Here is a 9,318-nt window from a genome sequence, read left to right as displayed (position 1 = left end):
ACCCCCTACAACCCAGCCGAACACCGCGCCCTGCAAACCCTGCTCAACCCAACCCCACCAACCGGTTGACACAGGGCACTCCCGCCGAGGTCGCTTCGCTCCACGTGCGTGATGGGTCACCCTCGAAAACCGTCAGACCGGCGGCCAGGGGACGGCGGGCCAGTCGGTCGGAGGCTGCGGGAACTTCGAGGCGCGCAGGAGGCGCTTCACGCGGAGGCGTACATGCTGCACCTCGGAGAGGGTGAGGTGTTCCTCCAGCGTCTCGCCGAGCCCGCCCGACAACGCCGACTGCAGCGACCGCAGGACGTCGGTGGCCTCGTCGGGGAGGGGCTTGCCGGTCCAGCCCCAGAGGACCGTGCGCAGCTTGTTCTCCACGTGGAAGGACACGCCGTGGTCGACGCCGTAGACGCGGCTCTCGGGGGCGTACAGGACGTGGCCGCCCTTGCGGTCGGCGTTGTTGATGACCGCGTCGAGGACGGCCAGCCGGGCCAGCCGGGGATCGTCGGCATGGGCCAGGGCGTAGGCGTCGCCGTCGTCGTCGCGGGCCGAGGCCACGGCCAGCCAGCCCTCGGGGATGTCGTAGGCCGGCACGAACCCGATCAGCGCCGACGCGTCCTCGGGCTCGTCGATCCAGAGCTGGCAGGCGCCCACACCGAGCGGGCCGTCGCGCAGGATCGTCGGCGGGACCAGGCCCCAGCCGGTCGCCTGGGACACCAGATAGGCCGAGACCTCGCGACCGGCCAGCGTGCCGTCGGGGAAGTCCCACAGCGGCCGCTCACCGCGCACCGGCTTGTAGACGCAACGCCGGGTCAGGCCGTCGAGGGTGATCTCGGCGCGCAGCGTGGTGTTGGACGCGTCGACCAGCCGGCCCTCGAGCTCCATCTCGCCGCGGGTCAGAAGCTCGACGGCGTCGTCCTCGGGCAGCACCGAGATCGTCACCGGTGATAGCCGTTGTGCCGGGGGCAGAGGTGGCCGGCCGGGTCGAGCGGCTGGCCGCACAGCGGGCACGGCGGGCGGCCGGCGGCGACCACACGGCGGGCGCGGTCGATGAACGCGCGGGTCGCCTCGGGAGTCAACCGGACCCGCAGCCGGTCGAGGTCGTCGTCGGGCTCGTCCTCGTCCTCGTCGTCGTCCGCGACGTCCTCGTCCTCGGCGCCCAGGTCGACCTCGGCCTCACCCTCGCCGGCCTCGATCGCCTCGATCACCACCGTGGTGGTGTCGACGTCGAAGGCCAGCCCGAGCGTGCCGACCCGGAACTCCTCGTCGACGGGGGTGTCCAGCGGCTCGTTGTCGTGCGTGGCCAGCGCCGGAACCTCGGGCAGGTCGACACCGAACCGGCGGCTGGCCTCGGTGAGCAGCTCCTCCAGCTTTTCGGCGAGGAGCGACACCTGCACCTTTTCCAGCGCGACGCTGATCACCCGGCCGCCACCGCGGGCCTGCAGGAAGAAGGTGCGGTCACCCGGCTCGCCGACCGTACCGGCGACGAACCGCTCCGGCGGCTCGAAGGCATGCACCTGGTGGGTCATACGAAAACCCTATCCGCCCCACGGCGTGAGCGCGCAGTGCACCGGGGTGGTTCGCCGAGGGCGCAACTGGGCCATACGCTGCGAGAACGTTCGATTACACGGAGTTGCCACCGCCACCCGCGCCGCCGCCGACCGCCGCGTCGCTCGACGACGCCGCCTCGGCCGGCGGGATCAGGCTGGTCAGGTCACTGGTGTCGTTGAGGCGCACGAGGAACGGGCGGGTCGGCGTGTACCGGATCACGCTGATCGACGCCGGGTCGGCCACGATCCGCTGGAACTCGTCCAGGTGCAGGCCCATGGCATCGGCCACGATGGCCTTGATCACATCGCCGTGGCTGCACGCCAGCCACAGCGCCTCCGGGCCGTACTCGGCGTTGACCGCGGCGTCCCAGCGGCGCATCGCGGCCACCGCCCGGGCCGACATCGCGGCCATCGCCTCGCCGTTCGGGAACACCGCCGCGCTGGGATGCTGCTGCACCACCGGCCACAGCGGGTCCTGGGCCAGTTCCTTGAGCGGCCGGCCCTCCCAGTCGCCGTACCCGCACTCGATCAGGCCCTCGTCCTCGACCGGTTTGGCGTCCGGAAGGGCCAGCTCGAGCGTCTGCCGGCACCGGATGAGCGGGCTGGTAACCACCTTGACCAGCGGCAACGCCCGCAGCCGGTCACCCGCCCGCTCGGCCTGCGCGCGCCCGGTGTCGTCGAGCTCGACCGGCTGCCGGCCGGCCAGGCCACCGCTCGCGTTGGCGGTGGTCCGGCCGTGCCGCATGAGCAGGACGGTGGCCACTAGGACGCCACCCCGGCCGAGTCGAACGCCTCGGCCACCACGCGCAGGGTGTCCAGACCGGACTTCAGGTCACCGACGTACGGGCTGACCGACAGCGTGGTGACGCCGGCCGCGGCGTACTCCCGGATCCGCTCGACGATCACCGGGCGCGGGCCGACCAGGGCGGTGCGCTCGATGAACTCCTGCGGCACGGCCGCCGCGGCCTCCCTGATCTTGCGGTCGAGGTAGAGGTCCTGGACCTGCTTGGCGGCGTCGGCGAAGCCCATCCGGATGGCCAGCCGGTTGTAGAAGTTCTGCTCGCGGCTGCCCATGCCACCGACATAGAGCGCGGAGTACGGCCGGATCACGTCGGCACAGGAGGCGACGTCGTCACCGATCGCCACCGGCACGCTCGGGGCGACGTCGAAGCCGGCCAGCCCCTGACCGGTCTTGTCGCGGCCGGCCTCGATGTGCCGCAGGTGGTCGCCGGCCGTCCGCGGGTCGAAGAAGATGGCCAGCCAGCCGTCCGCGATCTCGCCGGCCAGTTCCAGATTTTTCGGCCCCACCGCGGCCAGGTAGATCGGGATGTGGTCGCGCGGCGGGTGGAAGCCCAGCCGCAGCGCCTTGCCCGCGCCGTCGGGCAGCGGCAGGGTGAAGTGCTCGCCGTCGTACTGCACCGGCTTGCGGGCGATGGCCAGCTTCACGATGTCGACGTACTCACGGGTGCGGCCGAGCGGTTTCGCGAAGCGTACGCCGTGCCAGCCCTCCGACACCTGCGGCCCGGACACGCCCAGCCCGAGCCGGAACCGCCCGCCGGAGAGCGCGTCGATCGTGGTGGCGGTCATCGCGGTGGCGGCGGGCGTTCGGGCCGGGATCTGCATCACCGCCGCGCCCAGGTCGATGTTCTGCGTCTGGCCGGCGATCCAGGCCAGCGTCGACGGCGAGTCCGATCCGTACGCCTCGGCCGCCCACACCACCGAGAAGCCGAGCCGGTCTGCCTCCCGCGCGAGCGCGAGATGGTCGGCCGGCGTGGTCCACGCCGCCTGATAGCCGAGGTTGAGTCCGAGCCGCACGCGCCCTCCCGAAACAGTGGGGAAATCTCCGGTCGAGCCTACTGACCCGGTGACCGGCCATCTCGGTCCGGTAACCGACGCGGCGTGGGATGTCGCGGACCGGGAAGTCTGAATATGGTTCACGCATGCAACAGCGACCGCTCGGCCGAAGCGGGCTGGCGGTCTCGCGGCTCGCGCTCGGCACCATGACGTGGGGCCGGGACACCGACCCGGACGACGCGGCCGCCCAGCTCAAATTCTTCCTGGACGCGGGCGGCACGCTGCTGGACACCGCCGACGTGTACGGCGACGGCGACGCCGAGTCGGTCATCGGCGCCCTGCTCGAACAGCTGGTCCCCCGCGACGAGGTGCTGATCGCGACCAAGGCCGGGCTGACCCCGGGCGGCTGGCGCCGGCGAGACGGCTCACGCGGGCACCTGCTGCGCTCGCTGGAGGGCTCGCTGCGCCGGCTCGGCACCGACCACGTCGACCTGTGGCAGGTGCACGGCTACGACCCGCAGACCCCGCTGGAGGAAACCCTGGCCGCCCTGGATCACGCGGTGACCAGCGGAAAGGCCCGGTACGTGGGGGTGTCCAACTTCGCCGCGTGGCAGACCGCGCGGGCGGCGGCGTGGCAGGCGGCGTACCCGGGCCGGGCCCCGATCGTGGCCGCCCAGATGGAGTACTCCCTGCTGGAGCGGGGCATCGAGCGTGAACTGCTGCCGGCCGCGGCGGCCATGGGGTTCGGGCTGCTGGCCTGGTCGCCGCTGGGCCGGGGCGTGCTGACCGGCAAATACCGGGACGGGCGCCCGCTCGACTCACGGGCCGCCTCCGAGCACCTGACCGCGTTTGTCCAGCCCTACCTCGAGCCGCGTAGCTCCAGCATCGTCGAGTCGGTGGCCACGGCCGCCCGCGGTCTGGGCGTGTCGCCGATCGAGGTGGCGCTGGCCTGGCTGCGCGACCGCCCCGGGGTGACCGCGCCGATCCTGGGCGCCCGCACCGCCGGCCAGCTGCAGGGTGCCCTGCTCAGCGAGGAACTGACGCTGCCGGCCGAGATCGCCAGGGCCCTCGACGACGTGTCGGCGATCGAGGTCGGGTACCCCGAGCGCGAGGGATGATCCGGCGCGCGCTGCTCGCCCCGCTGCGCGCGAGCACCTACCGGCGGGCGGTGTTCCTGCTGCTCGGCGCGGTCATCCTGCTCCCCTACCTGCTGCTGTTCGTGGTGCTCGGGCGGCTGCTGGTGACCGCGCCCGGCACCCGCGGCACGGTGCTGCTGGTGACCGTGGTGGCGGGTGGGGTCGCGCTGGTGCCGCCGTTCTTGAGCGGGACCCGGGAGCTGGAGATCGCCGCCGCGCGGGCGCTGCTGCGGGTCGACCTGCCGCCGCCCGGGCGCCCGGCGCTGGAGACCAGGCTGCGCTCGGCCCTGTGGTTCGCGGTGCACCTGGCCGTGGGCGCGGCGATCGGTGTGGCGCTGATGGCGGCGGTGCCGCTGGCCTCGTCGGCGCTGGCCGGCGGCACCGGGCTGGGTGTGTGGGCCGGCTTCGGCCGCTGGTGGTGGGCGCTGGTGGGGGCGCTGATGCTGGTCGGTACGGCGTACGCGACGGCCGGCCTCGGCGCGCTGGCCGCCACCATGGCACCGGTGCTGCTCGGCCCCTCCCCGGCCGAGCGGATGGCCGCGGTGGAGGACCGGGAGCGGCGGCTGGCCGAGCGCAACCGGCTGGCCCGCGAGCTGCACGACTCGGTCGGCCACGCCCTGACCGCGACGACGTTGCAGGCGGGCGCGGCGCGGGCGGTGTTCGACCGGGACCCGGAGTTCGCCCGGCGCGCCCTGGAGGCGATCGAGGAACTCGGCCGCTCGGCCATGGACGACCTCGACCACGTGCTCGGCGTGCTCCGCGCCGACGACGCCGGGTTCGTGCACAGGCCGGCCGCGCGGGCCGAGGTGGAGAGACTGCTGGCCGACGTCCGGGCGGGCGGCATCGCGGTCGACGCCGACCTGGCCATCGGCGATCACCTGCCCCGGGAGGCGTTCCGGATGGTGCAGGAGAGCCTGACGAACGCGGCCAAACACGGCTCCGGCACGGTCGTCGTCCGGATCACCGCCGCCGAGATGATCGAGATCGAGGTCCGCAACCCCTGTGACGACGAGCCACCCGGCCGCGACGGGCGGGGGCTCACGGGGATGCGCGAGCGGGTCACGCTGGCCGGCGGCACGGTCGAGACCGGGCGGCGCGGCGACGAGTGGGTGGTGCGTGCCAGACTGCCGCGTGACCTCGGTGCTGATCGTTGACGACGACGCCCTGATCCGGGCCGGGCTGCGGGCCATCCTGGACGCGTCGGACGGCATCGACGTGGTCGGCGAGGCCGGCGACGGCGCCGAGGTGGTCCCGGCCGTGGTCGAGCTGCGGCCGGACGTCGTGCTGATGGACGTACGCATGCCCCGCCTGGACGGCATCCAGGCCACCCGGCTGCTGCACGAGCGCCTCGACCGGCCGCCGCGCGTGCTGGTCGTCACCACCTTCGAGAACGACGAGTACGTGTACGAGGCGCTGCGCGCGGGCGCCGGCGGCTTCCTGCTCAAACGCTCCCGGCCGGAGCACATCGTGGAGGCCGTGCGCGTCGTCGCCCGCGGGGAGTCCCTGCTGTTCCCGGCGGCAGTGCGAAGGCTCGCGGCCGCCTACGGTTCTTCCCAGGACCCACTTCCCGGGGTACGCCTGACCGACCGCGAGGGCGAGGTGCTGCGCCTGATGGCCGAGGGCCTGTCCAACGCCGAGATCGCGGCGCGCCTGGTGCTCGGGCTGGAGACGGTGAAGACGCACGTCGGCAATGTTCTGGCCAAGCTCGGCGTCCGTGACCGTACCCGGGCCGTCGTGGTCGCCTACCGCTCCGGCTTCATCGCGCCCTGACCGTCCCCCGCAGTTCCCCGGCCAGTGGTGGCCCTGGGCGGTGTCCGGGGCCCGGGATACCGCCCAGGGCTACCACTGAACGGAAGCCCGGCGCATATTAGATCGCATGGACTACGAGTACGCGCCGCTACGGTTGCCGTCGAATGTCGATCGTCTGACCGCTGCGGCGCAGCTGGCCATCCAGGCCGAGTTCTCCGGGTGGGAGCTCGCCCGGGTGCAGCTCTTCGCCGACGGGACCCGGCAGGTGATGCTCCGCCGCAAGGTGCGGGACACCCCCCAGCCGGGTCTTTCGTACTAGGCCCTACTGCTCGTCCTCGTCGGGGAGGTACGGGTGCTCGTCGAGACGGCCGACGAGTAGGTCGTCCGCGCCCGGCGTGAACGGCCCGGCGCCATCGCTGTCCTCGTACGCCTCCAGATCGAGGGGCTTGGCCGTCTCGCTGACCGTGATCAGGCCGTCCAGCGGCTCCAGTTCGGGCACGTCGAGCGAGCTCAGCGACCCGTCACCGGACTGCAGCAGCTCGAGCACGGCCTCGCCGACCGACTCGATCGGTTCCGCGTCCTCGTCGTCCGGTACCGCGCTGCGGCGGGCCGCGCCGGCCACCCGGAGCAGGGCCGACACGCTGGGCACGCGGTAGTCGCGGCGTTGCCGCACCGAGATCACCTGCTGGTAGCCGTCGGCCGGTTCGGCGCCGTCCAGCCCGCCCACGCCGAGGCCGAAGCGCTGGTCGGCCTCGTCCGGGTCGATCGACTCGACGTCCCACGGCGTCACCTCGCCGAAAGCGTCCAGCAACTGCTCGTCGTAGGCGAACGAGGCGTTGTTGAGCGCCACGTACGCCTGCCAGACGCCGTCGTCGTCGATGCGTCCCTCGGCGGCCTTGACCGCGGCCAGGTGCGCGCGGGCGGCATCGACCACGCGGTCCAGGGCGGCGTCCAGGTCCGCCATCCGGTCGGTCATCAGTGTGGGGTCCTCTCGGGTGGGTCGGGCTGATGGAGCAAATCAGCTGTTGCGCAACAGCCGGTCGAGCACGCGCGCACCGAACCTTAGTCCTTCGACCGGCACACGCTCGTCGATGCCGTGGAACAGCGACGAGAAAGCGAGGTCGGGCGGGAGCTTGAGCGGGGCGAACCCGAAGCAGCGGATGCCGAGCGTGGTGAACGCCTTGGCGTCCGTACCCCCCGAAAGCATGTAGGGAACCGCCCGCGCGCCCGGGTCCTCCGCGCGCAGCGCGTCGCTCATCGCCTCGACCAGCGCACCGTCGAAGCCGGTCTCGAGCGCGGCCTGCTGCTGCAGATGCTCGATCTCGATGTCCGGGCCGATCACCCCGCGCAACTGCTCGAGGAAGATCTCGGCCTGGCCGGGCAGGGTCCGGCAGTCGATCGTGGCCGACGCCTTGCCGGGGATCACGTTGTCCTTGTAGCCCGCCTCGAGCCGGGTCGGGTTGGCCGTGTTGCGCAGCGTCGCGCCGATCAGGTTGGCGATCGGGCCCAGCTTGGCGATGGTCAGCTCGGGCTCGTCCGGGTCGAACTCGATGCCCAGCGCGTCCGACACCTGCTCCAGGAAGGTCCGCACGGTCGGCGTGACGACCATCGGGAACCGGTGCCGGCCGACCGCGGCGACCGCCTCGGCCACGGCGGTGACCGCGTTGTCGTCGTGCACGAACGAGCCGTGGCCGGGGCGCCCCTTGGCGTGCAGCCGCAGCCAGTTGATCCCCTTCTCGGCCGTCTCGACCAGGTAGAGCCGCAGGTCGTCGTTGACCGTGTAGGAGAAGCCGCCGACCTCGCCGATCGCCTCGGTGCAGCCGGACAGCAGGTCGGCGTGCTCGCGGACGAGGAACTGCGAGCCGTAGGTCATGCCCGCCTCCTCGTCGGCGGTGAAGGCGAGCACGATGTCGCGTGGCGGGACGACGCCGGTGCGTTGCCAGTCGCGGACCACCGCGAGCATCATCGCGTCGAAGTCCTTCATGTCGATCGCGCCGCGGCCCCACAGGTAGCCGTCCTTCTCCTCGCCGGAGAACGGCGGCACCGACCACTCGCTCGCGTCGGCCGGGACCACGTCGAGGTGACCGTGCACCAGCAGCGCGCCACGGGACCGGTCGGCGCCGGGGATGCGGGCGACCAGGTTGGCCCGTTTCGGCGCCGACTCGTGGATGACCACCTCGACGCCGACCTCGGTGAGCTTCTCCGCGACGTATTCGGCGGCCACGCGTTCGCCGACCGTGGTGCGCGGGTCACCGGTGTTGCTGGTGTCGATCCGCAGCAGGTCCTGGCAGAGGCTCACGACCTCGTCGACAGCGGTGTCGGTCATCTGCCCTTCATACCAGGGAGTTGTTTCGCCGATCATCGCGACGGGTACCTGCGCGGCCGTGTCCGCGCTGAATCTGCCCCCGCTGCCGCCGGTCGGCGGCGAGACGACCGGCCGCAACGTCGTCGACGTGCTCGCCGAACAGCACCGCGAGCTGCTCGAGCTGGCCGAGCTCCCGCCCGGGCCGGACCGCGGCCGGTACGCCCAGGCTCTGGTGGCCGAGCTGTCCCGGCACCTGTCGGCCGAGGAGCAGTATCTCTATCCGGCGGTGCGCAAGGTGGTGCCCGACGGCGACCGGCTGGCCGACCGCGAGCTGGCCGAGGACCACGATCTGCTCGTGACGCTGCAACGCCTGGATCGGGCCGGACCGGATGATCCCGACTTCGAGGCGGCGGCCGCGGCGGTGAGCGAGGCGGTGGCCCGGCACGTACGGGCGGACGCCGAGGAGCTGTTGCCGTTGCTCACCCAGATGGCCCCGATCGAGGATCTGATCCGGATCGGGAACCGGGTCGAGACGGCCGAGGAGGCGGCACCGACCAGGCCCCATCCGGGTACGCCGGCCCGCCCGCCGTGGAACAAAGTGGTCGATCCGGTCGTGGCCGTCGTCGACAAGGCCCGCGACGCTGTGACCAGGCGCACAACCTACGCCCGTGACCTCTAGATCGACCCGACTCGGTGAAGATTGTTCGCGACGGTGGAGATCACGCGGCTTTACTCGGCGCGCGCAGCTCAAGATAGGTCGCGAACAATCTTCGAATTAACCCGATAG

At 72.3% G+C, this 9,318-nt stretch carries 11 protein-coding genes; 5 read left to right on the top strand and 6 right to left on the bottom strand.

Annotation, left to right across the window (positions count from 1 at the left end):
* Positions 1 to 132: 132 nt before the first annotated feature.
* From ACGFIO_RS43015 to ACGFIO_RS43000, 4 genes are all read right to left on the bottom strand, one after another.
* On the bottom strand, positions 133 to 933 hold the full coding sequence (locus ACGFIO_RS43015) for an SCO1664 family protein (RefSeq protein WP_392836765.1): 801 nt from the start codon (positions 931 to 933) through the stop codon (positions 133 to 135).
* Between the two features lie 2 nt (positions 934 to 935).
* Positions 936 to 1,526, bottom strand: a complete 591-nt coding sequence (locus ACGFIO_RS43010; protein ID WP_392836763.1) for a DUF3090 domain-containing protein — start codon at positions 1,524 to 1,526, stop codon at positions 936 to 938.
* A 94-nt stretch (positions 1,527 to 1,620) separates the two neighbouring features.
* Positions 1,621 to 2,310: an MSMEG_4193 family putative phosphomutase gene (locus ACGFIO_RS43005; protein ID WP_392836761.1), complete on the bottom strand. Its 690-nt coding sequence runs from the start codon at positions 2,308 to 2,310 to the stop codon at positions 1,621 to 1,623.
* Complete coding sequence (locus ACGFIO_RS43000; RefSeq protein WP_392836758.1) at positions 2,310 to 3,362, bottom strand: LLM class F420-dependent oxidoreductase; 1,053 nt, start codon at positions 3,360 to 3,362, stop codon at positions 2,310 to 2,312. The genes ACGFIO_RS43005 and ACGFIO_RS43000 overlap by 1 nt, the downstream gene beginning before the upstream one ends.
* Positions 3,363 to 3,487: 125 nt before the next feature.
* Here ACGFIO_RS43000 and ACGFIO_RS42995 point away from each other — a divergent pair, with 125 nt between their 5' ends.
* The 4 genes from ACGFIO_RS42995 to ACGFIO_RS42980 all read left to right on the top strand — a co-directional run bounded on the left by ACGFIO_RS42995 (position 3,488) and on the right by ACGFIO_RS42980 (position 6,545).
* Complete coding sequence (locus ACGFIO_RS42995; RefSeq protein ID WP_392836756.1) at positions 3,488 to 4,459, top strand: aldo/keto reductase; 972 nt, start codon at positions 3,488 to 3,490, stop codon at positions 4,457 to 4,459.
* Positions 4,456 to 5,631: a sensor histidine kinase gene (locus ACGFIO_RS42990; RefSeq protein ID WP_392836753.1), complete on the top strand. Its 1,176-nt coding sequence runs from the start codon at positions 4,456 to 4,458 to the stop codon at positions 5,629 to 5,631. Before ACGFIO_RS42995 ends, ACGFIO_RS42990 begins: the two co-directional genes overlap by 4 nt.
* Complete coding sequence (locus ACGFIO_RS42985; RefSeq protein ID WP_392836751.1) at positions 5,609 to 6,247, top strand: response regulator; 639 nt, start codon at positions 5,609 to 5,611, stop codon at positions 6,245 to 6,247. Before ACGFIO_RS42990 ends, ACGFIO_RS42985 begins: the two co-directional genes overlap by 23 nt.
* A gap of 106 nt (positions 6,248 to 6,353) precedes the next feature.
* Positions 6,354 to 6,545 carry a DUF5703 family protein gene (locus tag ACGFIO_RS42980; protein ID WP_392836748.1) on the top strand — a complete coding sequence of 64 codons (192 nt, stop codon included), beginning with the start codon at positions 6,354 to 6,356 and terminating at the stop codon, positions 6,543 to 6,545.
* A gap of 3 nt (positions 6,546 to 6,548) precedes the next feature.
* Here the strand turns inward: ACGFIO_RS42980 and ACGFIO_RS42975 are convergent, their stop codons facing one another.
* Both ACGFIO_RS42975 and ACGFIO_RS42970 read right to left on the bottom strand, forming a co-directional pair.
* A complete protein-coding gene (locus tag ACGFIO_RS42975; protein ID WP_392836745.1) occupies positions 6,549 to 7,202 on the bottom strand; it encodes a hypothetical protein in 654 nt (217 codons plus the stop codon).
* A gap of 42 nt (positions 7,203 to 7,244) precedes the next feature.
* The gene (locus ACGFIO_RS42970) at positions 7,245 to 8,552 is read right to left on the bottom strand and encodes a M20/M25/M40 family metallo-hydrolase (RefSeq protein ID WP_392836743.1); all 1,308 of its coding nucleotides are present in this window, start codon (positions 8,550 to 8,552) and stop codon (positions 7,245 to 7,247) included.
* Between the two features lie 58 nt (positions 8,553 to 8,610).
* Here ACGFIO_RS42970 and ACGFIO_RS42965 point away from each other — a divergent pair, with 58 nt between their 5' ends.
* Complete coding sequence (locus ACGFIO_RS42965) at positions 8,611 to 9,210, top strand: hemerythrin domain-containing protein (RefSeq protein ID WP_392836740.1); 600 nt, start codon at positions 8,611 to 8,613, stop codon at positions 9,208 to 9,210.
* Positions 9,211 to 9,318 lie beyond the last annotated feature (108 nt).

It is taken from the genome of Actinoplanes sp. NPDC049265 (genome assembly GCF_043197135.1).
Classification (GTDB): Bacteria; Actinomycetota; Actinomycetes; order Mycobacteriales; family Micromonosporaceae; genus Actinoplanes.
This window is presented reverse-complemented; position numbering and strand designations above follow the sequence as displayed.

Bases quoted from the DNA above. Each gene is read 5' to 3' on its own strand.
- ACGFIO_RS43010 (WP_392836763.1), bottom strand. From the start codon at position 1,526: ATGACCCACCAGGTGCATGCCTTCGAGCCGCCGGAGCGGTTCGTCGCC.
- ACGFIO_RS42995 (WP_392836756.1), top strand. From the start codon at position 3,488: ATGCAACAGCGACCGCTCGGCCGAAGCGGGCTGGCGGTCTCGCGGCTC.
- ACGFIO_RS42990 (WP_392836753.1), top strand. From the start codon at position 4,456: ATGATCCGGCGCGCGCTGCTCGCCCCGCTGCGCGCGAGCACCTACCGG.
- ACGFIO_RS42980 (WP_392836748.1), top strand. From the start codon at position 6,354: ATGGACTACGAGTACGCGCCGCTACGGTTGCCGTCGAATGTCGATCGT.
- ACGFIO_RS42975 (WP_392836745.1), bottom strand. From the start codon at position 7,202: ATGACCGACCGGATGGCGGACCTGGACGCCGCCCTGGACCGCGTGGTC.
- ACGFIO_RS42970 (WP_392836743.1), bottom strand. From the start codon at position 8,552: ATGACCGACACCGCTGTCGACGAGGTCGTGAGCCTCTGCCAGGACCTG.